21 protein-coding genes are annotated in these 24,881 nt (G+C 71.1%); 11 read left to right on the plus strand and 10 right to left on the minus strand.

The genetic code is table 11. From position 1 onward, the window contains the following. Position 1: 1 nt before the first annotated feature. The gene (locus tag FOF48_RS12375) at positions 2 to 757 is read right to left on the minus strand and encodes a general secretion pathway protein GspE (protein ID WP_143901135.1); all 756 of its coding nucleotides are present in this window, start codon (positions 755 to 757) and stop codon (positions 2 to 4) included. Positions 758 to 816: 59 nt separating this feature from the next. Beyond that, positions 817 to 1,647, minus strand: a complete 831-nt coding sequence (locus FOF48_RS12380; protein WP_143901137.1) for a DUF4292 domain-containing protein — start codon at positions 1,645 to 1,647, stop codon at positions 817 to 819. Between the two features lie 42 nt (positions 1,648 to 1,689). On the opposite strand from FOF48_RS12380, the gene FOF48_RS12385 reads away from it, so the two are divergent. Together FOF48_RS12385 and FOF48_RS12390 are read left to right on the plus strand one after the other, a co-directional pair. Next, positions 1,690 to 2,421, plus strand: coding sequence for a MotA/TolQ/ExbB proton channel family protein (locus FOF48_RS12385; protein WP_143901139.1), 732 nt, complete (start codon positions 1,690 to 1,692; stop codon positions 2,419 to 2,421). A gap of 15 nt (positions 2,422 to 2,436) precedes the next feature. Beyond that, positions 2,437 to 2,892, plus strand: a complete 456-nt coding sequence (locus tag FOF48_RS12390) for a biopolymer transporter ExbD (RefSeq protein WP_143901141.1) — start codon at positions 2,437 to 2,439, stop codon at positions 2,890 to 2,892. An 89-nt stretch (positions 2,893 to 2,981) separates the two neighbouring features. On the opposite strand, the gene FOF48_RS12395 is transcribed toward FOF48_RS12390, so the two are convergent. The 4 genes from FOF48_RS12395 to FOF48_RS12410 all read right to left on the minus strand — a co-directional run bounded on the left by FOF48_RS12395 (position 2,982) and on the right by FOF48_RS12410 (position 7,177). Continuing rightward, a complete protein-coding gene (locus FOF48_RS12395; protein WP_143901143.1) occupies positions 2,982 to 4,826 on the minus strand; it encodes an acyl-CoA dehydrogenase in 1,845 nt (614 codons plus the stop codon). A 187-nt stretch (positions 4,827 to 5,013) separates the two neighbouring features. Further along, complete coding sequence (locus tag FOF48_RS12400) at positions 5,014 to 5,706, minus strand: MaoC family dehydratase (protein ID WP_143901145.1); 693 nt, start codon at positions 5,704 to 5,706, stop codon at positions 5,014 to 5,016. Beyond that, complete coding sequence (locus FOF48_RS12405; RefSeq protein ID WP_121715724.1) at positions 5,706 to 6,155, minus strand: MaoC family dehydratase N-terminal domain-containing protein; 450 nt, start codon at positions 6,153 to 6,155, stop codon at positions 5,706 to 5,708. The genes FOF48_RS12400 and FOF48_RS12405 overlap by 1 nt, the downstream gene beginning before the upstream one ends. Before the next feature lie 20 nt (positions 6,156 to 6,175). Next, positions 6,176 to 7,177 (minus strand): dihydrodipicolinate reductase, encoded by a 1,002-nt coding sequence (locus FOF48_RS12410; RefSeq protein ID WP_143901147.1) that lies wholly within the window; start codon positions 7,175 to 7,177, stop codon positions 6,176 to 6,178. 245 nt (positions 7,178 to 7,422) lie between these two features. On the opposite strand from FOF48_RS12410, the gene FOF48_RS12415 reads away from it, so the two are divergent. Further along, the gene (locus tag FOF48_RS12415; protein ID WP_143901149.1) at positions 7,423 to 8,544 is read left to right on the plus strand and encodes an HD domain-containing phosphohydrolase; all 1,122 of its coding nucleotides are present in this window, start codon (positions 7,423 to 7,425) and stop codon (positions 8,542 to 8,544) included. A gap of 18 nt (positions 8,545 to 8,562) precedes the next feature. On the opposite strand, the gene FOF48_RS12420 is transcribed toward FOF48_RS12415, so the two are convergent. Continuing rightward, on the minus strand, positions 8,563 to 10,692 hold the full coding sequence (locus tag FOF48_RS12420) for a peptidylprolyl isomerase (RefSeq protein WP_143901151.1): 2,130 nt from the start codon (positions 10,690 to 10,692) through the stop codon (positions 8,563 to 8,565). 396 nt (positions 10,693 to 11,088) lie between these two features. Here FOF48_RS12420 and FOF48_RS12425 point away from each other — a divergent pair, with 396 nt between their 5' ends. From FOF48_RS12425 to FOF48_RS12440, 4 genes are all read left to right on the plus strand, one after another. Further along, complete coding sequence (locus FOF48_RS12425) at positions 11,089 to 11,751, plus strand: hypothetical protein (protein WP_143901152.1); 663 nt, start codon at positions 11,089 to 11,091, stop codon at positions 11,749 to 11,751. Positions 11,752 to 11,815: 64 nt separating this feature from the next. After that, positions 11,816 to 12,751 carry a MoxR family ATPase gene (locus tag FOF48_RS12430; RefSeq protein ID WP_143901154.1) on the plus strand — a complete coding sequence of 312 codons (936 nt, stop codon included), beginning with the start codon at positions 11,816 to 11,818 and terminating at the stop codon, positions 12,749 to 12,751. Beyond that, entirely contained in the window at positions 12,748 to 14,076 is a 1,329-nt protein-coding gene (locus FOF48_RS12435) for a DUF58 domain-containing protein (RefSeq protein WP_143901156.1), read from the plus strand. Before FOF48_RS12430 ends, FOF48_RS12435 begins: the two co-directional genes overlap by 4 nt. Before the next feature lie 215 nt (positions 14,077 to 14,291). Next, entirely contained in the window at positions 14,292 to 17,039 is a 2,748-nt protein-coding gene (locus FOF48_RS12440) for an SNF2-related protein (protein WP_143901158.1), read from the plus strand. Between the two features lie 21 nt (positions 17,040 to 17,060). On the opposite strand, the gene FOF48_RS12445 is transcribed toward FOF48_RS12440, so the two are convergent. Genes FOF48_RS12445 through FOF48_RS12455 form a run of 3 tightly spaced genes read right to left on the minus strand, consistent with a single transcriptional unit; the run spans position 17,061 to position 18,734 of the window. Further along, positions 17,061 to 17,393 carry a Smr/MutS family protein gene (locus FOF48_RS12445; protein WP_143901160.1) on the minus strand — a complete coding sequence of 111 codons (333 nt, stop codon included), beginning with the start codon at positions 17,391 to 17,393 and terminating at the stop codon, positions 17,061 to 17,063. After that, the gene (locus tag FOF48_RS12450; protein ID WP_143901161.1) at positions 17,332 to 17,637 is read right to left on the minus strand and encodes a hypothetical protein; all 306 of its coding nucleotides are present in this window, start codon (positions 17,635 to 17,637) and stop codon (positions 17,332 to 17,334) included. The genes FOF48_RS12445 and FOF48_RS12450 overlap by 62 nt, the downstream gene beginning before the upstream one ends. A gap of 38 nt (positions 17,638 to 17,675) precedes the next feature. Continuing rightward, positions 17,676 to 18,734 carry a DUF72 domain-containing protein gene (locus tag FOF48_RS12455; RefSeq protein WP_143901163.1) on the minus strand — a complete coding sequence of 353 codons (1,059 nt, stop codon included), beginning with the start codon at positions 18,732 to 18,734 and terminating at the stop codon, positions 17,676 to 17,678. A gap of 278 nt (positions 18,735 to 19,012) precedes the next feature. On the opposite strand from FOF48_RS12455, the gene FOF48_RS12460 reads away from it, so the two are divergent. The 4 genes from FOF48_RS12460 (at position 19,013) to FOF48_RS12475 (ending at position 24,866) form a co-directional block, all read left to right on the plus strand. Beyond that, positions 19,013 to 19,933 (plus strand): PAS and helix-turn-helix domain-containing protein, encoded by a 921-nt coding sequence (locus tag FOF48_RS12460; protein WP_143901165.1) that lies wholly within the window; start codon positions 19,013 to 19,015, stop codon positions 19,931 to 19,933. A 174-nt stretch (positions 19,934 to 20,107) separates the two neighbouring features. Beyond that, a complete protein-coding gene (locus tag FOF48_RS12465) occupies positions 20,108 to 22,279 on the plus strand; it encodes a chemotaxis protein CheA (RefSeq protein WP_221938230.1) in 2,172 nt (723 codons plus the stop codon). Continuing rightward, positions 22,276 to 22,764, plus strand: coding sequence for a chemotaxis protein CheW (locus tag FOF48_RS12470; protein WP_143901169.1), 489 nt, complete (start codon positions 22,276 to 22,278; stop codon positions 22,762 to 22,764). Before FOF48_RS12465 ends, FOF48_RS12470 begins: the two co-directional genes overlap by 4 nt. Then, positions 22,764 to 24,866: a methyl-accepting chemotaxis protein gene (locus FOF48_RS12475; protein WP_143901171.1), complete on the plus strand. Its 2,103-nt coding sequence runs from the start codon at positions 22,764 to 22,766 to the stop codon at positions 24,864 to 24,866. Before FOF48_RS12470 ends, FOF48_RS12475 begins: the two co-directional genes overlap by 1 nt. The last annotated feature ends 15 nt before the right edge of the window (positions 24,867 to 24,881 follow it).

The raw sequence follows: 24,881 nt of genomic DNA on the forward strand, positions 1-24,881 counted from the left end.
GCTACCGCTTGACCTTGGCGAGGTATTCCTCGCGGGAAAAAACGCCCTTCTCGATGAGCAGCTCCACCATGGCCTTGAGCGCCGCGACCTCCTTGCGCTGCACGTCCTCCACGCTCTTGAGCAGCTCCGCGGGACTTCCGGAGGCCGCCGCGCGAGGCGCCTCCGCGGGAGGCGGCGGACGGGCCGGCGCGGGGGCGGGACGGGCGGGCGCGGACGCAGCGACCGCGGCGGCCGGGTCCAGGTCCTTGAGGTTCTTCACGACGGTGCGGCCCTGGGCGTCCACCACCTTGAAGTTGGTGTCCGCGTCCTCCAATTCCGCCGACTCCTCGTAGAGGCGCGCGAACGCCCGCGCCACGGACGTGCGCCCCGCCACGTTGGCCACGATGCGGCACTTGGACAGGGCCCGCAGCTCGTCCAGCACCCGCACGTTGAGCGGATCCGACATCGCGACCACCAGCGTCTTGCCGTCGTCGCGCAGCTGCAGGGGCACGACAGAGAAGTCGCGCGCCGTCTGCGAGGGAATCTTGGCCTTCACGTGCGGCGGCACCGCCTGCACGGCGTCCAGGTTCACCGCCGGCATGCCGAGCTGCTTCGACAAGGCGCGCACGAGGATGTCCTCGGAGACGAGGTTCATCCGGACGAGGATCTCGCCCAGCTTCCCGCCCCACTTGGCCTGCTCGGCGAGCGCCGCCTTGAGCTGGCTCTCCTGCAGGACGTTCGCCTTGATCAGCAGTTCTCCAAGCTTGATCTGTGCCATGTCGTGCGCGCCATAGTACCCGGTTTGAGCCGGGGCGCTGCCTTTCGACGCCTGGAAGCTCAGGAACCCGGCGCCGGGGGCGGCGGCGACACCGTGTCCCGGCCCCGGACTTCCTGGCCCCGCGCGTCGACGTTCACCACCTTCGCCCCCTCGGGTGCCGTCAGCTCGTACAGCGTCAGGTCCGGCCGGCCGTTGAGGCGGATGTCCGTGTAGCGGAGGTCCAGCCGTGTGTCCGCCGACGCGGCGATGAGGTGGACCTTGTCGGGGAAGAACAGCTCGCCGCGCTGCTGGAAGTCCTCGAACGCCAGGTCGTAGCCCGGCACACCTCTCACCTCGCTCTTCACCACGCGCAGGTGTTTGGGATCCACGCGGAGTGTTTGCGTCGCGGGCCCCCGCTGGAGCTTCAGCACATACACGCGCTCCTTCTCATCCAGCGCCAGGGTCATGGACTCCGGCGGCAGGAGGGGGACCTGCCCGAGCATTACCGCGACCAGCTCCTCGCTCGGCAGGACGACAGGCAGGAAGCGCGACACGTTCTCCGCGCTGGCGGGGCCCTGGAGGTAGACGTTGTCCCGCGCCTGATAGACGCCGAAGCGCGCCCCGTCGGAGACGAGCGAGGCGACCGGGCGGTTGAAGAAGTCGTAGGTCTCCAGGTGGATGAGCCCTGGACGGGTGATGGAGAGGAAGGTGGAGAGGGTGCCGCTGCCCTGGGGGGAGTCCACGTGCAGCTTGGCGTCGCCCTCCAGGTTCACCACCTTCGCCTGTCGCTCGCGCACATGCTGGTAGAGCGTCTGGGCATCCTCGATGCGGCCTTCCGGACCGAACTCGAGGCGTTTGGGGCAGGCCGAACAGAGGAGGGCCAGGAAGATTGCGGCGGCTGCGCGGTTCATATGTCCTAGTGTGAGCCAGGGCCGCATGCCCGGTCATCCATCATGAGCCTGAACGATCTACTTCATTACCTTCGCCTGGGCGGCGTCACCCTCGCCCTCCTCCTGGGTGCCTCCGTGGTCGCCCTGGGTGTGGCCATCGAACGACTCATCGCCCTGTGGGGCGTGAGCGAGCGCTCCCGAAACCTGGGGGAGATCGTCCACAAGCACCTCCTCCGGGGGGACGTGGCCGCGGCCCGCACCGCCGCCGAGCGCTCCGACGCGGTGGCCGCCGACATCTTCCTCGCCGGCTTCGACCGCTGGGAGCGCTCCCGCGCCACCGGCGGCAACGGCATCGAGTCCGCCGTGGAGCGCGAGCGCGCCCAGGTGGGGCTCAAGCTGCGGCGCAACCTGTGGCTGCTCGCGACCATCGGTTCGACGACGCCCTTCGTGGGCCTCTTCGGCACCGTGGCCGGCATCATGCGCTCCTTCAAGGACCTGGGCGTGGACGTGGAGGCCGGCGGCACGGGCGGCTCCGCGGCGGTGATGACGGGCATCTCCGAGGCGCTCGTGGCCACCGCGGTGGGCATCCTCGTCGCCGTGCAGGCGATGGTCTTCTACAACTACTTCCAGGCGCGGCTGTCCCGCGTGCTCGTGGAGCTGCGGCTGCTGGGCGACGAGTTCGTGGAGATCCTCAAGGAGCGCGCCGCCGGCGGCCCGCTGCCAGAGCCAACGCCTTCACGCGAGAGCCCCGCGGCCCCCGCGCCGCGCCCGGATCCGCAGCCCGCCTCGTCGTAAGGAGACACGCCCACCATGGCCATGGGAAAGACGCCGGGCTCGTCCGACGATGAGGTCGAAGGCGCGGGCTTCGCGGAGATCAACATCACGCCGCTCACGGACGTGATGCTGGTGCTGCTCATCATCTTCATGGTGACCAGCTCCGTCATCACGCAGCAGGGTCCGGGCGGCGGCGCCAAGGCGGGCCTCAAGGTGAACCTGCCCAAGGGCGGCGCGGCGGACGTCACCGCGCGCACGACGGACCTGTCCGTGGCGGTGCTGGCGGACGGCCGCTTCATGCTCGCCGGCAACGTCGTCGCGGAGGCGGAGCTGAAGCAGGCCTTCGACAAGGCGAAGGATCAGAACCCCGACACCGTGGTCATCGTCCAGGCGGACGAGGGCGTCTCCCACGGGACGGTGGTGCAGGTGATGGAGCTGGCGAAGAAGGCCGGCCTCGCGCAGCTCGCCATCGGCGTGCGCGAGGGCAACTAGCCCCCCTCCCCCCTCGGAAAGGAAAAAGGCCCCCCGGCACGCATGCCGGAGGGCCTTTTTTCATGGCGTCAGCCGGGTGTCCGGCGGACTCAGACGGACGCGAACGCCGCGTCGCTGATGTCCATGGGCGAGGTGTCCTCGGTGGCGATGAGGCGCGCGGCGTACTCCACGTTGGGCAGCACGTTGCGCGCGTACCAGAGGGCGCTGAACTTCTTGCCGTCGTAGAACGCCTTGTCCGGGTGGTCCGCGCCCACGCTGGCGGCGGCCTTCTCCGCGATGACGGCCGCGTCCAGCAGCAGCCAGCCCACGGCGACCTCCGACATCATGTTGAGGAAGCGGTTGGCGGACAGGGGGATGAGCGGGAAGCGGCCCGGGTCCTGCGACCAGCCGAACAGCGCCATCGCGCTGGACATCAGGCCTTCCTGCGCGGCGGCCAGCGTCTTCACGGCCTCGCCCAGCACCGGGTGCTCGCGGTGCGCTTCCACGAAGCTGCCGACGTCTCCCATGAACTGCTGGAAGTGCGCGCCGCCCGCCTGGCCCATCTTGCGGCCCACCAGGTCCATGGCCTGGATGTGGTTGGTGCCTTCGTAGATGGAGAAGATCTTCGAGTCGCGCGTGTACTGCTCCACCGGGTAGTCCTGGATGTAGCCGGCGCCGCCGTACACCTGGATGGCCTGCGCGCACAGGCGGAAGGCCTGGTCGGAGCCGTAGGACTTCACCAGCGGCGTCAGCACCTCCACCTGGCCCTTGTGGTAGCTGGCCGCGTCGTCATCCTTGCCCGCCAGCTGCTTCGCCTTGTCCAGGTGCATGGCCAGCTTGATGACCAGCGCGCGGATGCCCTCCACGTGCGCCTTGATGTCCAGCAGCATGCGGCGCACGTCCGGGTGCTCCAGGATGGAGGCGCGGGGCGCGGACGGGTCCTTCCACTTGGTGAAGTGGGAGCCCTGCTTGCGGTCCTTCGCGTAGTCGACCGCGTTGTAGTACGCGGCCGACGCCAGGCTCACGCCCTGGATGCCCACGGCGATGCGCGCGCCGTTCATCATCTTGAACATCTGGCTCATGCCGACGTGCTCGACGGTGCCCACGAGCTCGCCCAGACAGCCGTCGTTCTCACCGAAGTTGAGGACACAGGTGGCGGAGCCGTTGATGCCCATCTTGTGCTCGATGGACGCCACCGTGACGTCGTTCGCCTGGCCCGCGGAGCCGTCCGCGTTGATGCGCAGCTTGGGGACGATGAAGAGCGACAGGCCCTTGGTGCCCACCGGCGCGCCGTCGATGCGCGCGAGCACCAGGTGGATGATGTTGCCGGCCATGTCGTGGTCGCCGCCGGAGATGAAGATCTTCGTGCCCCGGATGCTGTACGTGCCGTCCCCGTTGCGCTTCGCGGTGGACTTGGCCGCGCCCACGTCGGAGCCGGCGTGCGGCTCGGTGAGGCACATGGTGCCGCCCCACGTGCCGTTGAGCATGCGCTCCACGAACTGCTTCTGCTGCGCGGGCGTGCCGCACTCGGCGATGACCTCCGCCGCGCCGAACGCCAGGCCCGGGTACATGTTGAACGCCGTGTTGGCGCCGGAGAGGATCTCCTCCACCGTCACCTGGAGCATCATCGGCGCGCCCTGGCCGCCGTGGTCGGGGCTCACCGCCACCGTCTTGAAGCCCTGCTCGTAGAGCTTGTTCCACGCGTCCTTGAAGCCCTTGGGCGTGAAGACGGCGCCGTTCTCCACCCGGCAGCCCTCGCGGTCGCCCACGGAGTTGAGGGGCCCCAGGACCTCGCGCGCGAAGCGGTAGGTCTCCGTGAGCACCGCCTTCGCCTCATCCGGCCCCCAGGCGTCATACGGCGCCTGGCCCGCCACCTGGCCGAAGCCGAACTGCTCGAACAGCGTGAAGAAGATCTCTCGAAGGTCGGTCTTGTAGGTGTTGATGCCGGCGGACATGGCCACTCCTGCGTAGGGGCTCGCTGCCTGCTCTCTTCCCGCAGGGCAGGAAAAAGAAAGGGTCAGCGGCCCATGTGACGCAGGAAGTGTGGCGTCGACTGATTTTTGAGTCAACCCGGAATGACACCCCGCGTTGACGAGCGGTCGAAGCCGCCCCGTCCGAACGCGGGATTCCAGCGTTGAACGCCTACTTCTTGGCCTTCTTCGCCAGAGGGAGGGAGGCCGTCTTGGCGGCGGGCTTCTCCCGGGGGGCGGTCTTCTTGGACGAGGCGCCGGAGCGGGGCTCGCCCGCCTCCTCGTCGTCGTCCTCGTCCTCTTCCGGCGCGGTGGGAGCGGCGCTGGTGGACGACTCGGGGGCGGCGCTGGTGGCGGCGGGGACGACCAGGCTCTCGCGAGGGACCTCCACCACGATGGGGGACTGGCCGGAGCGCTGCCGGTTCTCGTCCTCCAGGGAGTAGAAGAGTTGGATCTGCGAGCCGCCCTTCATGACGAGCTCGCCCTTCTGGTTCTCCGCCCAGAGGTCGATCTCGACGAAGTACCGGCCGCCAGAGCCGTGGCGGTCGCTCACGCGGCCCTTGCAGACCACGGTGTCGCCCGGCCACACCATCTTGATGAACCGGACGTTGTAGCGGCGCAGCTGCCCGCCGCGCGCCCAGTCGCTGATCAACTGGCCGAGCATGCCCATGACGAGCATGCCCGGGGCGTAGACGGACGGCATGCCCACGCTCTTGGCGTACAGCTCGTCCACGTGGACGGGGTTGTAGTCGCCGGAGGCGCCCGCGTAGCGCGACAGCTGCACGCGGTCCACCGGGGCCTTGGCCAGCGCGGGCAGCTCGTCACCCACGCGAATGGATTCGAAGTAGAGCTTGCGCGCGGGCATCAGACGTTCTCCTTGGCGGCACGCACCACGAGGGTCCGGCGAGCACGGAAGACGAGGTTGCCCTCCTCGTCACGGCCTTCGTCCTCGATGACCGCGATGTCCATCTTGCCGGACATGCCCGGCCGTTCGAAGACGTCCGACACGCGGGTGGACACGTAGATGCGATCCCCCGCGAAGATGGGCCGCTCGTAGTCGAAGCCCTGTTCGGCGTGCAGCAGGCTCTTGATGCCCACCCCCAACAGCTCACGGAGGTCCGCGGCGGAATGGAACGACGCGGGGAACGTGGGCGGCGCGACGATGGTGGGATAGCCCGAGGCACGGGCGTACTCCTCGTCGTAGTAGATGGGATTGTAGTCGCCGATCGCTTCGGCGAAGCGCCGGATGGCGCCCTTCTCCACCTCGTTGAGCGTCGGCGGTGAGGCGCGGCCAATCGCGTTCTTGTCCAGCATTTCCCTCTCCTGATGAACCTTCAGCGTCCTGACGGCAGCTCAAGCACCGTCATGAGCCCGGCCTCCGCGGCCGTCAAACGTGGCGCGGCATTCACCAGCGCGTTCGCGGTGGCCCGGTCGCCCGCCACTCCCCCCGGGATTTCCAGCACCAGTCTGGGATCCGCGTCGATTTCGATGCGATCCCTTGGGTTGTCCGCCCCCACCGCGATGGTCAGCTCCAGGCGCACCCGCTCCTGACCCTCCTCCAAACCCACCACGGATTGGAACATGCCCGCGACGCGGCCTTTCTTCACGACAAATGCGCCGCCGGAGATCTCCTCCTCCGCGAACACCGGCGCGACCTCCTCCTCGAAGTCGTCGCAGTCCAGGCCCAAACCCAGCGCCGCCAGCGCCGCGGACTCCACCAGCCCCACGTGGCCCAGCTCCTCGCGGTCCACCAGCTCGAAGAACTCCTCCTCCGTCAGGCCCGCCCCCACCTTGCGCTGCAGCGCTTCACGCCGCGTCCGCGCGTCCACCACGCGGCTGGCCAGCACCTTGCGGACGGGCCCGCAGACCTGCCCCGCGGTAGCCACCAGCCGGTCCAGCACGAAGCCCGGGTTCACGCCGGTGCCCACGATGGCGACGCCCGCCTTCTGCGCGGCGCGCTCCAGCTTCTCCGCCAGCTCCGGGTACTTGAGGTGCGGGAACGCCAGCTCCTCGCACGTGCTGGCCACCGGCAGGCCCAGCTTCAGCGCGTCCAGCAGCTGCTCCATCACCTGCGAGAGCCGCGAGCTGGTGGCGTGCAGCACCACCACGCCCTTGCGGCGCCCCACGGCGCGCTCCAGCGAGTCCGCGACCTTGAAGCGCGGCGCGGCCTGCCCCAGCACGTCCCCCAGCGGACGCCCCACCAGGGAAGGCTGCGAGTCCACCGCGCCCATCAATTCCACTTCGGGGGACGACAGGGCGGCCCTGGCAATTTCCTGCCCGATGAACCCCAGCCCCATCACCACCACCGGCACCGGCCCATCAGGGGCTCTAGCCATCGGAGATTGCTCCCGAATTCCAAGGGGTTACAACCATTTACGGCGGGTCGCCAGCCACCATAGAACACGCTTCCTTGAGCAAGCAAGCGTAACGTGGAGTCCAGCGACCACTGGTTTCGGGGAATCTTCAAGAATTCCGGCAGTTTACTAGCACTGGAAAGCTTGGGGGGGCCTGTTTGCCTGCCCGTGGAGCGGATATAAGACTCTGAGAAAACGCAGCCCACTCGCTCGGAGCGTATCTGCCCATGGCTCGGATCCTCGTGGTGGACGACGACGTGCTCATCCTCGCGGCGCTTTCCCGAATCCTGCAGGCGGAGGGCTACGAGGTCGTCACCCACAGCGATCCGGTGGTCGCGGCGCGGGAACAGGGCTTCGACGTGGTGCTGACGGACTTCATGATGCCGTACCTCAACGGCATCGAGCTGCTGTCGGCGCTCCGGGAGAAGAACCCGCGCGCGGTGCGGCTGATGTTGACGGCGGCGGCGGACTTCAAGACGGCGTCGGAGGCGGTGAACCGGGGCGAGGTCTTCCGGTTGCTGGGCAAGCCGTGGGCGCTGAGCGAGCTGACCAGCAGCGTGCGGCAGGCCATCGAGCACCACCGGCTGGTGGCGGCCAACGAGCGGCTGACGCGCGAGGTCGCGGAGAAGAACGCGGAGCTGCTGGCCATCAACGAGGGCCTGGAGCGCCGGGTCATCGAGCGCACGACGGGGCTTCTGGACGGGCTCATCAGCGCGCTGGACTACCGCGACACGGAGACGCAGTGGCACTCACGGCGCGTGTCGCTGTACGCGCGGCGGCTGGCGCAGGAGATTGGCCTCACCGGGCCGGCGTTGGACGTGGTGGAACAGGGCGCGCTCCTGCACGACATCGGCAAGATTGGCGTGCGCGACTCCATCCTGCTCAAGCCCGGGCCGCTCACGCCCGAGGAGTGGGTGGAGATGAAGCAGCACCCGGAGTTCGGCTACCGGATGCTGGCGAAGATGCCCTACCTGCACGAGGCGGCGCTCATCGTGCTGCAGCACCAGGAGCGCTGGGACGGCAAGGGCTACCCGCTGGGGCTCAAGGGCGAGGACATCGTCGTCGGCGCGCGCATCTTCTGCCTCGTGGATACGCTGGACGCCATCACCTCCGACCGGCCCTATCGCAAGGGACGTCCCATGAGCGTGGCCCGCGACGAGGTCCGCCGCTGCGCGGGGACGCAGTTCGACCCGGCGCTCGCGGAGGCGTTCCTGGGCCTCCCGGAGACGGAGTGGGCCCGCATCCGCCGCGAGGTGGAGATGATGGAAGAAGCGGAGGACCGCCGCTGGAACGGCGGGAAGCTCAACGCCCACGGTGAACCCGAGCCCGCGCGCGCCAGCGGGGCCTGACGCGCGCGAGAGGCCGGCTCAGGGGCGGTGGTCGCCAACGATGACGTCGTCGATGACCGTGCCCTCCAGCAGCGCGTCCACGACGTCCATGCCCGCGATGACGCTTCCGAAGGCCGTGTAGCGGCCGTCCAGGTGCGGCTGCGGCGAGTGGGTGAAGAAGAACTGGCTGCCGCCGGTGTCCTTGCCGGACAGCGCCATCCCCACGGTGCCCCGGGCATATGGCCGACGCGTCATCTCACACCGGATGGAGTACCCGGGGCCGCCCTCCCCGTCCCCGCGCGGGTCGCCGCCTTGCGCGACGAAGTCCGGCACCACGCGGTGGAACGTCGTGCCCCGGAAGTAGCCCTGCCGCGCGAGCGCCACCAGGTTGCCGCCCGTGAGCGGCGCCTGTTCATCCAGGAGCACGGTGATGTCGCCCTTGCGCGTGCGCAGCGTGAGCGTCGTGGAAGGGGGCGCGGCGGGCGGACGGGAGGTGTGCGGCGGCAGCTCCACGCGGCCGGCGCGGATGGGCGTCCCCGTGAGGGAGGTGAGGGCTTCGGCGGCGACGCGGCGCACGTTCGCGTGCGGGTGGGTCAGCCACTCGCGCAGGCGGGGCTCGGCGGCGCGCCCCTGCAACGCGACGAGCGCGCCAGCCACGGACTCCGCCAGGTCCGGCTCCCGAGGCACCCGCGCCGCCAGGGCCTCCACCGCGGGCAGCGCTTCGGCGTCGTGCAGCTTTCCGGCGGCGGAGGCGGCGAGCCCCGCCACCACCGCGTCGCTCCCGGCGATGAGCGCTCGCACCGGCGCCTTCGCTTCGGGCACGGGCCGCTCGGAAATGGCATCCAGCGCCGCGCCGCGCACCACGGGACTGACGTGGCTCAGGTAGGGCACCGCGAAGGCGGCTCCCGACACGGGTGGAGTCACGTCCCCCGGCTTCGCCGCGGTCGCGGACAGCACCTTGAACTGGGCCACCTCATGCAGCCCCAACGCGAGCCTCCGGGCTTCAGGGACGCGGCCCGCTCCACACCGAAGCACCTCCTCCAGGATGCCCCGCTGCCGGTCCATCGCCGCCGCGAACCGGCAGTCCAGCCACGCGAGGTCCGCGCGGGCCTCGTCGGACGCGGCGCCAGGGGCCGCTTCCGCCATGGCCGCCCTGAGGCCCGACAACACCGGCCGTCCCTGGAGCGGGAGTCCCTGCTGGGCCACCGCCAGCAAGGCGTGGCCCCACTCCGCCTTCCCTTCCGCCACGCGCTTCGCGCGGTACCCGATGCCCTGCAGGGCCAACAGCGGACCACAGGTCGTCCCCTCCTGGCACTTCACCGCCAGCTTCGCCAACGCCCGCGCCGCCTCCGCCGAGACCCGGGGGACTTCGTCTCCGAGCATCAAGCCCAGCGCGAAGGTGTCCGTGGAGCCGCCCACATCCCCCAGGCCCTTCGTGCACAGGGCCCTCACGTCGGGCTGGGCGTTGGACAGACAGGCGCGAAGCGCGTCCACGGCGTCCGGCCGCTTCGACGCCGCCAGCAGGTACGCCCCGGCGAGGTTCACCTCCCAGCGCTCGCGCGCCTTCAACAGCGCGCGGATCGCATCCAGGGGAACGCCCGCCACCGCCGCCGGGCCCGCCTTGCGCGCGGCGACGCCCAGGGCCGTCGCCGCGAACTCCGACCAGGGCTCGCCGGGCGGCGACAGGCGGGCCGTCAGGACCTCCACCGCGCCGGGCGTGGCCAGCTTCCCCAGCGACTCCAGCAGGGTGATGCGCACCCGGTCCGTCGTCTCCGTGGCCTCCGCGCGCACCAGCGCCGCGGTCAGCTTCGCCTGGGCGTCCGCCGGCAGTGGCTCCCACGACAACGCCAGCTCGCCCGCCGCGAAGGCGGCCTCGTCGCGCACGGTGGTCGCGGGCGCCGTCAGCCCCGCGAGGATCGCGTCCAGCGTCTCCAGGTCCTGGATGCGCGCCAGGGCCCGCAGGGCGCGGCTTCGCACGAGGGCCTCCGGGGCTGACGTGGCGAGCCGCACGAGCTCGCCGCCCCCGAGCGAACGGCGATCCTCCCAGTCCTGGATGCGTTGGAGGACGCGGGCAGGCGGCTCGTCCCCTCCGTCGGACGGTGGCACGGTGCGCACGCACGCGCTCAGGAGGAGGATTCCGGCGGACACGGCGGCGGTCAGGCGGGCCATGTCCGGAGGGGCTAGGTCAATTCCCCGCGAAAATCCAGGGGTTATGGCTTTGAAGGGGTTTGACAGGCGCGCGCGGGGGCCGGGAAGATATCGCGCCGTTTCCCCCCTCCCGGAGCACCAGCCCTGAACTGCCCAGGCTGCAATCGCAAGGTCGCGGACGACACCGCCATCTGCCCCGAATGCGACTACATCATCGACCAGTCCTTCCTCGGGGGCGGGGACGAGGGCGGTCCCGGGGATGACGAGAGCACCGGAGTCGGCCCCCCGCCGCGCTCACGCCCGCCCGCGCCGAAGGCCGCGCCGCCGCCCAAGGCACGCCCTGCCCCGGCCCGCGCCAAGCCGGGCGCCCGCGCCGCCGCGCCGCCGCCGGGCGACGACGCCACGAACGTGCGCAGCATGGACGACATCGCCAGGGAGCGCGCCCAGCGCCCCGCGGGCCGGACCGGTGCCGCGGCGAAGGCCGCCCCCGCGCGTGCCGCCCCGGCCCCCCGCCGCCCGGCTCCCGCGCCCGTCGAGGAGGAAGAGGACGACGCCGGGGACGCCGCGGACCCCTGGTCCCGCGAGGCCCGCGAGCTCGAGTCCAACCGCTCGCCCATCGATGATCCGGAAGTCCTGCTGGACGACGCGCGCTCGTTCCTGAAGGAGCTGGAAGGTGGGGACCGCATCGCCTTCTGGGGCGCGACGCTGGTGGTGCTGTCCTGCTTCATGCCGTGGAAGGAGACGGCCGCGGACGGCGACTTCCTGGGCCTCATCAGCCTGGGCTTCGTCTCCTTCCTCTTCGCCGTCGCGCAGATGGTCCTCGTCGGCCTGCGGTCGCGCAACGTGATGACCTGGGTGAACCCCATGATTCCCTGGGGCGCGCAGATGGTCTGCAGCGTGGTGTGCCTCGCGTGGTCGCTGGTGTTCCTGAAGCTCTCGTCGGACACGACGCTGGTGCCGTCGCCGCTCGGCAACTCGGAGATGATGAACTCGTCGCCGAGCATCGGCTGCTTCCTGGGCATCCTCGGCGCGGTCATCGCGCTCCTCGGCGGACTGATGGGCCTGAGACGCCAGGACTAGGTCCGGCCCCCCGAGGATTTCGCTGCCGCGGGGGATGGGAGGCGGGCTACCGTCGCGGGCCACCATGTCCGACGCCACGCCCCTCTCCCGCCTCCTCGACGCGCTGGGCTCGGCCGTCGTGGGCCAGCCCCGCGTGCTGGCCGACCTGGTGACGGCCTTCCTCGCGCGCGGCCATGTGCTGCTGGAGGGTGTGCCCGGCGTCGCCAAGACGCTCACCGCCCGCAGCATGGCGGGCGCGCTGGGCCTGTCCTTCTCCCGCGTGCAGTTCACCCCGGACCTGATGCCCGCGGACATCCTGGGCACCAACGTCTTCCAGCCGCAGTCGCAGTCCTTCCGCCTGATGAAGGGCCCCGTCTTCACGGAGGTCCTGGTCGCGGATGAGATCAACCGCACCCCGCCCAAGACGCAGGCGGCGCTGCTGGAGGCCATGGAGGAGCGGCAGGTCACCATCGACGGTGTCACCCACCCGCTGCCGCCGCACTTCTTCGTCGTCGCCACGCAGAACCCTCTGGAGCTGGAGGGCACCTATCCCCTCCCCGAGGCGCAGCTGGACCGCTTCCTCATGCGCGTGCGCGTGGGCTATCCGGACGGGGACGCGGAGGCCTCCCTCCTGCGCGCCTTCCACCAGCGCGAGGGCCGGCCGCCCGCCGTGTCCCGCGTGCTCGACGCCGCCACACTGACGGAGCTGCAGGACCGCGCGGCTCGCGTCGCGTGCGACGACTCCATCCTCCAGTACGTCGTGCAGCTCGTGCGCGACACCCGCGCCCATCCCCGCGTGCGGCTGGGCGCGAGCCCCCGCGCAGCCCAGGCCCTGCTCGCGGCGGCCAAGGCGCACGCGGCGCTCCGGGGCACCGACTTCGTCACCCCGGATGACGTGAAGTCCGTCACGCCCAGCGTCCTCAACCACCGCCTCCTCCTCAAGGCCGAGGCCGAGGTGGAGGGCGTCACGGCGGATGACGTCCTCCGGCAGACGCTCGAGCGGGTGCGAGTGCCCCGGTGAGCCCAGGGCGTCCCGTCCCCACCGGCCTCGCCGTGGCGCTGTTCGCGGCGGCGCTCGTGCCCGCTGCGCTCGCGGTGGCGAACCCCTCCTTCGGGTGGCTGGCGCTCGCGGTGGACGTGGCCGTCCTGCTCCTGTGCGCCGTGGACTTCCTGCGCGCCCCCCAAGCCCGCGACCTGGAGGCGCGCCGCGAGGTGGAGCCCATCCTCTCCTCCGGCGTGGACAACCTCGTGCGCTGGGAGCTGCGCGCGAACACGCCCCGGCCCGTGCGCGGCGAGCTGCGCGACGAGCCGCCCCTGGACATGGAGAGCCACGGACACCGGCAACCCTTCACGCTGGAGGCCGGAGGCGGGCCCACGCGGCTGACGTACCGGGTGCGCCCGCCCGCGCGGGGCGACGCGCGCTTTGGCGACGTGAGCCTGCGCCTGTCGGGCCCGCTGGGGCTGTGCTCACGGCAGGTACAGCTGCCCGCCGCGCGGGACGTGAAGGTGTATCCGGACCTGAGCGCCCTGTCGCGCGAGGCGCTGACGCTGGCGCGCACGTCGGAGGCCGTGTCCGCGCGCACGCTCCTGCGCAAGACGGCGGAGGGCCGCGAGTTCGAATCGCTGCGCGAATACCGCCCCGGAGATGACTACCGCCACATCGACTGGAAGTCCTCCGCGCGCCATGGCCACACGCTGGTGCGCACGTGGCAGCCGGAGCGCCACCAGCCGGTGCTGCTGCTGCTGGACTGTGGCCGCCACATGGCGGGCCGGGTGCAGGGGAGGCGCAAGCTGGACCACGCGGTGGACGCGGCGCTGAGGCTCGCGCGGGTGAGCCTGGACGCGGGCGACGTGGTGGGCGTCCTCGCCTTCGCCAGCGACGTGCGCGCCTTCCTCCCTCCGCACAAGGGCGCGGAGCACCTGCGCCTCATCACCGAGTCCCTCTACCGCGCGGAGGCCGGGCTGGAGGAGAGCGACTACGGCCGCGCGTTCGACTTCGCCTTCGCCCGTCAGACGCGCCGCGCGCTGGTGGTGCTCTTCACCGACCTGGTGGATCCGGACGCGTCCGCCGCGCTCCTCACGCGCACGCTCGCCCTGCGCCCCCGGCACCTGCCCGTCGTCGCGTCGCTGCTGGACGAGGACCTGGAGGCCGCCGCCACCGACGTGCCCGGCGACGCGCCCGCCGCCTACGCACGGCAGGCCGCCGCCCGCATGGAGGCCGAATACCGCCGCACCGCCACCACGCTGCGCGACGCGGGCGCGCTGGTGGTGCGCGCGCCGGCCCGCGGCTTCGGCGCCGCTGCACTCAACGTGTACCTGGACGTCAAGGCGCGCGGACGCCTCTGAGCGCTCCAGTCGCATCCGTCAAGCCTTTTGGCACGCTCCAACGCTCGAGTGCGCCCGCGACACTCCGCCGAACTGCGTCCTTGCCAATCGCGCGGAGGCCGAGTTTTCGGCCTCGCGGAGGACCCCCTTTACAGATGCGGATCGCTGCCCAGAATGGCGCGCCTCAACTGTTCGCGCGCACGCGCGCACGCTCCAAACCGGACGGGAGGCGGGACTTGGCGGAGGTCGCAAGGGGTTTGAAGCTGCAGGTGGAGGCGGACGCCGCGGCCGTCGCGGCCCGGGCCGCGGAGGAGCTGGTGGAGGCGGGGCTGACGCCCTTCCACGAGCGGCTCCTCGCCGAGGAGCTGCTGGCGCGCAGCGGGGACACGCAGCAGCGGCTGGCCAACGCGCTCGCCGAAGCGAAGGTGGACCTGAACCCCCACCAGGTCGAAGCGGCGATGTTCGCGCTGGACGCCCTGTCGCGCGGCGGCTGCATGCTGGCGGACGAGGTGGGCCTGGGGAAGACCATCGAGGCGGGCCTCGTCGTGGCCCAGCTGATGGCGGAGGGCAAGAACCGCATCCTCATCCTGGCGCCGGCGGTGCTGCGCGCGCAGTGGAACGCGGAGCTGCGCGAGAAGTTCGACCTGGACAGCGTCCTCGTCGACGGCCGCGACGTGAAGCGCCACAACAACTGCTTCGATCAGCCCTTCCCCGTCATCTGCTCGCACCCGTTCGCGGCGAACCGCTCCGCGCTCGTGGCGGAGATCCCGTGGGACCTCATCATCATCGACGAGGCGCACCGCCTCCGGAACGCGCACCGGCCCAACAACAAGACGGGGCAGGCGCTGCGCGCGTCGCTCGCGGGCCGGCCCAAGCTGCTGCTCACCGCCACCCCGCTCCAGAACGACCTGATGGAGCTGTTCGGCCTGATGTCGCTGCTGGACGAACAGATCCTGGGCCCCGAGCACGCCTTCCGCAGCCGCTACCGCGCCGACGAGGGCGGCGGCATGACGGAGGCCGCCGCCTGCGAGCTCAAGGAGCGGCTGGCGCCCGTGGTGCAGCGCACGCTGCGCCGCCAGGTGCGCGAGTACGTCCGCTACACCAACCGGCGCAGCATCGTGGAGGACTTCCACCCGTCCCCCGAGGAGCACGACCTCTACGAGAAGGTCAGTGAGTACCTCCAGCGCTCGGAGGCCGCGGCCATCGAGCCCGGCAAGAAGACGCTGCTGACGCTGTGCTACCGCAAGCTCCTGGCCTCCTCGACGTTCGCCATCGCGCCCACCCTGCGCCGGCTGTCGGAGAACCTGCAGAAGCGCCTGGAGGCCGCGCGGCTGGGACAGCAGGCCCTGGCGCTCTTCGAGCCCGAGGAAGCCAAGCAGTACCAGGAGGAAGGCGAGGAGTGGTCCGACGACCCCGCCAAGGCCCCCCAGGTGCGCTCGCTGGAGCAGGAGGTCTGGGAGCTGCGGCAGTACGCGGACCTCGCGGACTCCATCCGCATCAACGCCAAGGGCGAGGCGCTCAAGCGCGCCCTGGACCGCACCTTCGCGGTGATGCGCACGCACTCCTGGCCGGAGAAGGCGCTCATCTTCACGGAGTCCAAGCGCACGCAGCAGTACCTCTTCAACCTGCTGTCGGAGCACGGCTACCGGGGGAAGATCTCGCTGCTCTCCGGGGACGCCGGCGGCACGCCCGAGGAGCGCCGGGCGCTGGTGGAGGAGTTCCGCCACCGCTCGCAGATCCTCATCTGCACGGAGGCGGGCGCCGAAGGGCTCAACCTCCAGTTCTGCAACCTGGTCGTGAACTACGACCTGCCGTGGAACCCGCAGCGCGTGGAGCAGCGCATCGGCCGCTGCCACCGCTACGGGCAGCAGCGCGACGTGCTGGTGGTGAACTTCCTCAACCGGCAGAACGCGGCGGACGCGCGCCTGTTCGAGCTGCTGGAGAAGAAGCTCAACCTGTTCGACGGCGTCTTCGGCGCGTCGGATGAGATCCTGGGCGTGCTGGAGAGCGGCGTCGACTTCGAGCGGCGCGTGCTGGACATCTACCAGTCCTGCCGCAACCCGGCCGACATCAACGTCGCCTTCGACAAGCTGCGCGAGGAGCTGGAGGGCAGCATCAGCCAGCGCATGACGGCGATGCGCTCGGTGGTGCTGGAGCGCTTCGACGGCGACGTGCGCCGACGCCTGCGCGTCGCGGGAGACCAGGCCAAGGAGGTCGTCGCGAAGCGCCAGCAGGAGGCGAAGGCGCTCACCGGCTCCGTGCTGGGCAGCCGCACCTCCGGCCGGCTCCAGGTGGCCAAGGCCGCCTACGCGGTGCGCGACCGCACCCAGGACGCCGTCAGCTACCTTCAGCTGGACGCGGCCGGCCTGCCCTCGCGGCTGGCCCGGCTCGCGGGCAGCGAGGGCTGGTGGTTCGTCTACAAGTTCGAGACGACGGGCCTCAAGCCCGAGGAGAAGCTGGTCCATCTGGTGCTGGTGAAGGACCGCGACGGCGGCTTCCGCGCCCTGCCGCTGACGGACGGGGTCCACTTCACCAAGCTCGACGCGAAGGAAGAGAAGCGCCGCCAGCCCGCGCCGGTGTCCGTGCAGCTCATGCAAGAGCAGTCGCTGATGACCGCCAAGGATGAGCTGATCCGCGCCGCGGAGCGCCGCAACGCGCTGGAGCTGGACAAGGCCAAGGAGCGCGCGGACCGCTACGTCGAGGACTGCCTGATGGAGTCGCGCGAGGTGGTGGAGTCCGCCCGGCAGGCGTGGTTCGACGCGCGCAAGGACGTGCTCGGCGTGGAGGACACCGCGGAGCGCGCCAAGGCCCGGGCGCACTCGGACCGGCAGGAGCGCGACTACCGCCGCAAGCTGGCGTCGCTGCGCAACGAAGAGGAGAAGCGCTACGCGGCCAAGGACCGGCAGCTCGCGGAGCTGGCCCAGAAGGGGCGCGTGACGGAGAAGCGCACCCTCATCGCCTCCGCGTACTTCTGGCTGTCCTGAGGGCCGCGGCGCCGGGCCCCTTCATCGGGGCTTGAGCCGCACCCACGTCGCGCCCCAGCCGCCGTCCACCTCCGAGGCGGTCTGGAAGCCTTCCACCTCCGGCAACGTGGCCAGCAGCTTCTGCACGGTGCGCCGGAGCGCGCCCGTGCCCTTGCCGTGGATGACGCGAACGTCGAGCACGCCCTCCTGGCGACAGGCCCAGAGGTACTCGGTGACGACGTCCTTCACGTCCTGGGGCTGGAACAGGTGCAGGTCGAGGTTGCCGTCGACCGGAACCTCGATCGCCTCCGACTCATCGGGCGGGGGTTCGTTCCCCTCCGGAGGCAGGCGTGGGAGCGGTTTTCGCCGGGACACCGTAACGAGCCTCCTCCTGGCGCTGCTTCTCTTCCGCCGCCAGGCGCTGCCGCTCTCGCGCGCGCCGGAACTCTTCCTTCAAGCTGACGATTTCGCCCTTGAGCGAGGTGATGTCCTCCGCCACCGCGCCCCTGTGTTCGGTTCCCACGTCTTCCACGTGCTTGCCCGCCCGCTTGTCCTCCGCGCCCGCGCCACCGGCGGAGGTCATTTGCATCAGCAGGGCAGCCAGGGTCATCACCTTCATGGACTTTCACGTAAGCAAGCGCCGTGCTCACGCGCAAGTCATGTTGCGTGCGCGACAGCCCGCTGGCCGCCCTCCTCCTTGTGTGACACGACGCGTTCCGCGAGGCGGACGGCGGACAGCGGAGCGCTCCCTTCCGCCTTGTTGTTGATGGTCACGAAGACGGGGCGCTCGCGTCGCACCGCGGCCATGCACACCCGGGCCAGCACGTCCCGGGTGCCAACATCTTCGTCCACCAACCGATTGAACGGCGCATAGCGGGCGTAGGCCTCCTCGTAGCCGAGGTTGGGCGGCAGCATCCAGCGCACCACCACGGCGCGGGACTCGAAGGCGCGCGTGAGCTTCGCCTGCCGGGCGACCGGCGGCATGTGAGCCCACACCGCGAGCACCGGGCTGACGCCCGTGTCGGCGAGCGCCTGGGCGAAGGCCTCCGTGAGCAACTCCTCGTTGCGCACCTCCACCGCGTACAGCGGCCCCCGGGGCAGCGCGGAGAAGAACGCGTGCAGCCGCTCCACGAAGCGCCCGGGGCCGCCCAGCGCCGCCGGGTCCTGCGGCGGGAACTGGAAGACGAGCGGGCCGGCCTTGTCGCCCAGCCCCTCCAGGAACGGCGCCACGACGTGATCCACCGCGTACGCGGCCTGGAGGAACCGCTCGTTCGCCTGCCCCCGGTGCGCGCCGTAGCGCTCGTGGACGGGGAAGCGCGCCAGCGTGCAGGCCTCGTGCGCCTTCACGAGGAAGCGGAAACCGTCAGGCACCTGCTGGGCATATTCGGCGAACGTGGCGGCGGGCACCGGCGCGTAGAAGGTCCGGTCGATGCCCACCGTGCGCAGCACCGGGTGGTGCGCGTAGGCCCCCAGGCCCTCGCGCGCCAGCTGGGTCGTGCTGGCCTCGTGGTCATAGACGAGGCCGTTCCAGCCCGGGAAGGTCCACGACGACGTGCCCAGGTAGACGCCTCGGGGCAGCTGCTCCCCCAACGCGCGAAGGCTGTCGGACGCGGGGGCCGGCCCTACCGGCTGGGTGCGACGCCGGGACGACACCGGGGCTTCTTCCGCCGCGCCAGTGAAGAGGTCGAACTGCGCGGGTCGTCGCGGTGCGCTCATGCGGTCGGCTCCCTTCCCGAGCCAGGCTTGCGAGGGTGGCCCCTGGATGTAATCCAGGAGCCCGGGGGATGCAGGAGGTTGCCTGGATTCAGGGCGACGTTCCAGGTTTCTGGCACGCCCTCCAGGCAGACGGGTGCGCGCGCCGTCGCGGCCGCGGCCCGCGCTGGGATGTTTGTCCAGCTGCAAACCCTGTCACTTCGCGGCAAAATGATGAAGCCACGCAATTCATCAATATCCATTAATAGACTGGCCGTGGGCGCAACACGCGGGGGGTCACCATGGATTGGTCATCGACCGCATCGCTGCTGGCGGAACGGGACGTGCGTCCCATCGTCGTGATGGACCGGAGGGGCCGGATCGAGCTGGCCAATGTCGCGTTCACGTCGCTGCTGCGCCGGCCGCGCGAGGAATTGCTGGGACGACGCTGGACGGACGTCTGCACACCGCGGGAGCACGGCCCGGCGGTGGGGCGGGCCCTGCGGGCCATCTTCACCAGCGCCGAGCACCGGCTGGAGACGGAGGTCCTCACCCGCGAGGGTGAGCGGCTGCCGGTGGAGCTGGACGTCGCCGCCGTGGGGCGCCCGCCCCTGCGCCTGGTGGCCATCGTCACGCGCGCCGGGCCCATCCTCCCCGCCCCCGGAGAGCCGGAGGACTCCGGCCCCCACGCCCCGGGGCCGTATCAGGACCTGAGCTATGAAATCTCCACCGAGCTGGCGTCGTTCGGGACGCTCAAGGCCGTCTGGAACTCGGGGACGCCGCAGCCGGACGACCGGGTGGGCCGGCCGTGCTTCGGCGCCTTCGCCCACCGCGACACGCCCTGTCTGGACTGCCCGCTGACGGCGGCGGCGACCACCGCCTGGCCCCACACCATCGTGCGGCACGCGGACGCCGCCAGTGACGGCTACGAGGTCGTCACCGCCACCCCGACCGGGGCCGGCACCGCGCGGATCACCGTGCACACGATTGGCGACGCCACGCTCACCGGCCTCTTCGAGGCGAAGGTGCGCAGGATGGCGCTCACCGCGCGGCTCTCCGAGCGGGAGGGTGATGTCTTGCGTTACCTCGCGCTCGGCCGCTCCTCCACCGACATCGCCGCGGTGTTAGGCATTACCGAACGCACCGTAAAATTCCATCAAGCCAATCTCTTGCGAAAGCTGGGAGCGGAGACGCGGTACGACCTGCTCCGCCTGTTCTTCTGATCAGGCCCCCTTCCCTGGGGGACAGCATTCCCATTCCGAATCGCTTGCGCCATGCTGGCGTCTCGACTCGGGAGTCCTGCGGGTCGGGGGGGCCGTTGCCCATGGGCAGCGCCGGCATACTCCATCTCAAAGACAGACATGGCGCGCGAGCGTTCGCGCGGGGACGCGCCGCCCGTGGCTGAGACTCCGGGCTGGGATGAGGTGATGCGGGAGTTCCTGGTCGAGTCCCGCGAGCACGTGCAGGGCATCGAGGCGACGGTGCTGGAGCTGGAGGCTCAGCCGGGTTCGCAGGCGCTGCTGGCGCAGCTCTTCCGCAGCCTCCACACGGTCAAGGGCACCTGCGGCTTCCTGGGCTTCTCCCGCCTGGAGGCGCTGATGCACGCCGCGGAGGAGCTGCTCGGGCTGGCGCGCGACAGGCGCCTCACGCTGGACCGGGAGCGCGTCTCCACGCTGCTGGCCATCGCGGACGCGGCGCGAGGGGCGCTGGAGCACATCGAGGCGACGGGGCTGGAGCCCGCGGTGGACCACTCCGCGCTGTTCGCCCGGATGGCGGGCGCGACGGCGGCGTCCGCGCCCCTGGCGGCCTCCGAGCCCCTGACGCCACCGGGCACCCTGCCCTGGCGCGGCGCGGCCACCGGCATGGACTCCAAGCTGCGCGTGGACGTGGCGCTGCTGGACCGGCTGATGAACCTGATGGGCGAGCTGGTGCTGGCGCGCAACCGCATCCTCCAGTGCGCCACGTCCCCCGCGCCGGGCGCGGAGCTGGTCACCGCGTCGCAGCGGCTGGACGTCGTCACGACCCAGGTCCAGCAGGTGGTGATGAAGACGCGGCTGCAGCCCGTGGGGCAGGTGTGGAACCGCTTCCCCCGGCTCGTGCGCGAGCTGGCGAACGGGTGCGGCAAGCAGGTGCGGCTCCAGTTGCAGGGCGCGGACACGGAGCTGGACAAGACGCTGGTGGAGGCGCTGCATGATCCGCTCACCCACCTGCTGCGCAACGCCGTGGACCACGGCGTGGAGACGCCCGAGCAGCGCCGCGAGCGCGGCAAGCCGCCCGTGGGGTGCGTGACGCTGCGGGCGTCGCACGAGGGCGGGCTCGTGCACCTGGGGATGTCCGACGACGGCGCGGGCATCGACGTGCAGCGCGTGCGTCAGGTCGCGGTGCAGCGGGGCCTGTTGACGGCGGAGCAGGCCGCGCGGCTGCCGGACGCGGACGCGCTGATGCTCATCTTCATGCCCGGCTTCAGCACCGCCGAGCGCGTGACGTCGCTGTCCGGCCGGGGGGTGGGCATGGACGTGGTGCGCACGCAGGTGGAGCGCATTGGCGGCACCGTGGAGGTGCACAGCCGGCCCGGCCAGGGCACGACGTTCACCCTGAAGATCCCCCTCACGCTGGCCATCATCCCCGCGCTGCTCGTCACCTGCCGGGGGGACCGGTACGCGCTGCCACAGGCCAGCCTCCGCGAGGTGGTGTGGTTGGAGCCGGAGCAGGCCCGGCGCGACGTCACCCGCATCCAGGGCGCGTGCGTGCTCCGGCTCCGGGGGGAGCTGATGCCGTTGGTCGTCCTCGCCTCGGAGCTGGGCGTGGGGCCCGCCATGCCGGACCTGGACGAAGGCGTCACCGTCGTCGTGTTGCAGGCCGGGGAGCACTCCTTCGGGCTGTGGGTGGACGCCATCCACGACACCGAGGAGATCGTCGTCAAGCCGCTGTGGAAGCACTTGAAGGGGCTGGCCTGCTACGCGGGCGCGACGGTGCTGGGCGACGGGCGCGTGGCGCTCATCCTGGACGCGATGGGGCTGGGACGCCGCGCGGGCACCCTCGACGAGACGCAGGCCCAGGTCGTCATCCCCGAGCCCGTCCCGGAGGTGGCGCCGCGGCCCGAGGCGCCGCGCGAGCGGGTGCTCCTGTGCCGCACCGGCGAGGAGGGCCGCGTGGCCATCCCGCTGTCGCGCGTGGCGCGGCTGGAGGAGCTGCCCGCCTCGGACGTGGAGCGCTTGAGCGGAGGCATGGAGATGGCGCGCTACCACGGCCAGCTCCTCCCGCTGGTGCGCGTGGCCTCCGTGCTGGCGTCTCGACAGGGCGCGACGGAGACGCTCACCCAGGCGCTCCAGGCCGCGGCGGGCGCGTCCCTGTCCGTCGTCGTCACCTCTCACGCGGAGACGCGCGTGGGGCTGGTGGTGGACGCCATCCTCGACATCGCGGAGGTGGACTTCGCGCTCCAGCGCGAGACGCGGCGCCCGGGAGTGCTGGGCTCCATGGTGGTGCAGAGCCGGGCCACCGAATTCCTGGACGTGGAGGGCACCGTGCGCGCCGTGCACCCGGAGCTGCTGACGGGCGGTACGCCATGAGCGACCCGCGCCAGCTCTGCTCGTTCCTGGTGGGCGAGCACCTGTTCGGCCTGGACATCGAGCGGGTGCAGGAGATCCTCCTGCCGCCCCCGCTCACGCGCGTCCCTGGCGCCCCGCCGGAGGTGGCGGGCCTGCTCAACCTGCGCGGGCAGATCGTCCCCGCCATCGACCTGCGCCGCCGCCTGGACCTGCCGGAGGCCACGGCCCCCGCGGACGCGCCCCACGTGGTGCTTCGCGGTGACGACGGCGCGGTGAGCCTGCGCGTGGATGCCATTGGCGACATCCTCCCCTTCGTCGACGCGAAGCTGGCCCCGGTGCCAGACAACCTGCGCGGGCCCCTGCGCTCGCTGCTGTTGGGCGTCCACGCGCTTCCAGACCGGCTGTTGTTGGTGTTGTCCGCGGACGCGGTGGTGGACGGGCTGTCGCCCGCGTCCAACCCCGCCGCATCCCCTTCCCTTTCCGCGCTTCCCCAGGAGCCCCACTGATGGCCCGCACCTCCGCGCCCACCGAGAAGACCAGCCTCTTCCACCGCCTGGGGGGCAAGGCCGCCCTGACGGCCGCCGTGCAGAAGCTCTACGCGCGCGTGATGACGGACACCCAGCTCACGCCCTACTTCCACCGCACGGACCTGGTCCCGCTGCAGCGCCAGATGGTCACCTACCTCACGCAGCTGCTGGGCGGGCCCGCGCTCTATCACGGCCGGTCGATGCGTGACGTGCACGCGAGGATGGACCTTCAGCCCCAGCACTTCGAGCGCGTCGCCGAACACCTGGCCCATGTCCTGGACGACCTGGACGTGCCGGGCCCCCTCGCCCAGGAGGTCCTGGCGGCGGTGGGCGCGCTGCGGGACGACATCGTGAGCCCGTCCGCGCCCAAGTCCTCCTCCCCTCCCGCGACGCCTCAGGCTCCGGCGCGCTCGCCCCGGACCGCGGGACGGCGGATCGCCAAGGGCCCCTCCCGCGCGCCGCGCTCCTCCCGCCGCCGCGCGTCCATGTCCCTGGGGAGCGGCCTGGGCGAAGCGCTGCTGGACGCGGCGCGGGTCAACCTCTTCGTGCTGGACATGGACCTGGGCATCGTCTTCGCGAACGCGTCCGCCATGGAGGCCATCGAGCGCATCGAAGAGAGCGATGCGTTCCCAAGCCATGGCGCGGACGAAGCGGGCGGCGACTTCCTCTCCCGCTTCGAACACCAGCTGCGGCGCGAGGAGGGACGGCTGAACACGCCGTCGGCGCTGCCTCACGAGGCCGCCTTCTCCGTGGGCGCGCTCCAGCTCAAGGCCCGCGTGGACGGCATCCTGGACAAGGCGGGCGCGCTCACCGGCTACGTGGTGAACTGGACGGACGTCACGGAGAAGCAGCGCACGGACACGGAGATGGCGCGCCTGCGGGCCATGCTGGAGAACGCGCCCACGTGCGTGATGGTGGCGGACGTGGACCTGAGGATCGTCTACCTGAACCCGGCATCGCGCCGGTTGTTGCAGCGGGTGGAGAAGCACCTGCCGGTGACGGCGGACCGGGTGATCGGCTCGACCATCGACGTCTTCCACCGGGACGCGGCGTACCAGCGGAAGATCCTGGCCAACGACAAGAACCTGCCGGTGCGCGCGAACATCCCCATCGGGCCGGAGATCGCGGACCTGCTGGTGACGGCGGTGTACGACGGCCAGGGCCGCTACCTGGGGCCCATGGTGACCTGGGAGCTCATCACCGAGAAGCTCGCCGTGCAGCAGCGGGAGAAGGAGCTGGACACCACCCTGCGCGGCATCTTCCAGGAGGTGACGCAGCACTCGCAGACGCTCGCGGCGTCGTCCCAGGAGCTGTCCAGCGTCAGCCAGCAGATGGTGAGCAACGCGCAGGAGACCGCGGCGCAGGCCACCCAGGTGTCCGCGGGCGCCGAGCAGGTCAGCCGCAACGTGCAGCGCGTCGCGTCCGGCATGGAGGAGGTCAACGCGAACATCCGGGAGGTGGCGCGCAACGCGAGCACCGCGGCCCGGGTGGCGTCCTCCGCCGTCAAGCTGGCGGACGGCACGTCCGTCGTCGTGGGCAAGCTGGGGACGAGCAGCCAGGAGATTGGCAAGGTCATCAAGGTCATCACCTCCATCGCGCAGCAGACCAACCTGCTGGCGCTCAACGCGACCATCGAGGCGGCGCGCGCGGGCGAGGCGGGTCGGGGCTTCGCGGTGGTGGCCAACGAGGTGAAGGAGCTGGCGCGCGAGACGGCCCGGGCCACGGAGGACATCGGGCTGAAGATTGGCAGCATCCAGGGGGACACCGAGGAGGTGGTCAACGCCATCCTGGAGATTGGCGCCACCATCGGCCGGATCAACGAGTTGCAGACCTCCATCGCGTCGTCCGTGGAGGAGCAGACGGCCACCGCGGGGGAGATCCTCCGCAACGTGGGAGAGGCGGCCAAGGGCAGCCAACAGATCTCCGAGAACATGGCCGCCGTGGCGGAGGCCGCGCGCAGCACCACCGAGGGCGCGGGCAGCACGCAGCGCTCGGCGGTGGAGCTGGCCCACATGGCGCAGTCACTGCAACGGCTGGTCATCCAGGTGGACACCACGGACAAGCAGAACCGGTCGAAGTAGCGCGCGGTCAGGACT

The sequence above is a fragment of the Corallococcus sp. Z5C101001 genome, from assembly GCF_007352635.1.
Classification (GTDB): domain Bacteria; phylum Myxococcota; class Myxococcia; order Myxococcales; family Myxococcaceae; genus Corallococcus; species Corallococcus silvisoli.

Coding starts and splice junctions, on each gene's coding strand:
- FOF48_RS12375 (WP_143901135.1), bottom strand. CDS start 757: ATGGCACAGATCAAGCTTGGAGAACTGCTGATCAAGGCGAACGTCCTG.
- FOF48_RS12380 (WP_143901137.1), bottom strand. CDS start 1,647: ATGAACCGCGCAGCCGCCGCAATCTTCCTGGCCCTCCTCTGTTCGGCC.
- FOF48_RS12385 (WP_143901139.1), top strand. CDS start 1,690: ATGAGCCTGAACGATCTACTTCATTACCTTCGCCTGGGCGGCGTCACC.
- FOF48_RS12390 (WP_143901141.1), top strand. CDS start 2,437: ATGGCCATGGGAAAGACGCCGGGCTCGTCCGACGATGAGGTCGAAGGC.
- FOF48_RS12395 (WP_143901143.1), bottom strand. CDS start 4,826: ATGTCCGCCGGCATCAACACCTACAAGACCGACCTTCGAGAGATCTTC.
- FOF48_RS12400 (WP_143901145.1), bottom strand. CDS start 5,706: ATGCCCGCGCGCAAGCTCTACTTCGAATCCATTCGCGTGGGTGACGAG.
- FOF48_RS12405 (WP_121715724.1), bottom strand. CDS start 6,155: ATGCTGGACAAGAACGCGATTGGCCGCGCCTCACCGCCGACGCTCAAC.
- FOF48_RS12410 (WP_143901147.1), bottom strand. CDS start 7,177: ATGGCTAGAGCCCCTGATGGGCCGGTGCCGGTGGTGGTGATGGGGCTG.
- FOF48_RS12415 (WP_143901149.1), top strand. CDS start 7,423: ATGGCTCGGATCCTCGTGGTGGACGACGACGTGCTCATCCTCGCGGCG.
- FOF48_RS12420 (WP_143901151.1), bottom strand. CDS start 10,692: ATGGCCCGCCTGACCGCCGCCGTGTCCGCCGGAATCCTCCTCCTGAGC.
- FOF48_RS12425 (WP_143901152.1), top strand. CDS start 11,089: ATGGACGACATCGCCAGGGAGCGCGCCCAGCGCCCCGCGGGCCGGACC.
- FOF48_RS12430 (WP_143901154.1), top strand. CDS start 11,816: ATGTCCGACGCCACGCCCCTCTCCCGCCTCCTCGACGCGCTGGGCTCG.
- FOF48_RS12450 (WP_143901161.1), bottom strand. CDS start 17,637: ATGAAGGTGATGACCCTGGCTGCCCTGCTGATGCAAATGACCTCCGCC.
- FOF48_RS12455 (WP_143901163.1), bottom strand. CDS start 18,734: ATGAGCGCACCGCGACGACCCGCGCAGTTCGACCTCTTCACTGGCGCG.
- FOF48_RS12460 (WP_143901165.1), top strand. CDS start 19,013: ATGGATTGGTCATCGACCGCATCGCTGCTGGCGGAACGGGACGTGCGT.
- FOF48_RS12470 (WP_143901169.1), top strand. CDS start 22,276: ATGAGCGACCCGCGCCAGCTCTGCTCGTTCCTGGTGGGCGAGCACCTG.
- FOF48_RS12475 (WP_143901171.1), top strand. CDS start 22,764: ATGGCCCGCACCTCCGCGCCCACCGAGAAGACCAGCCTCTTCCACCGC.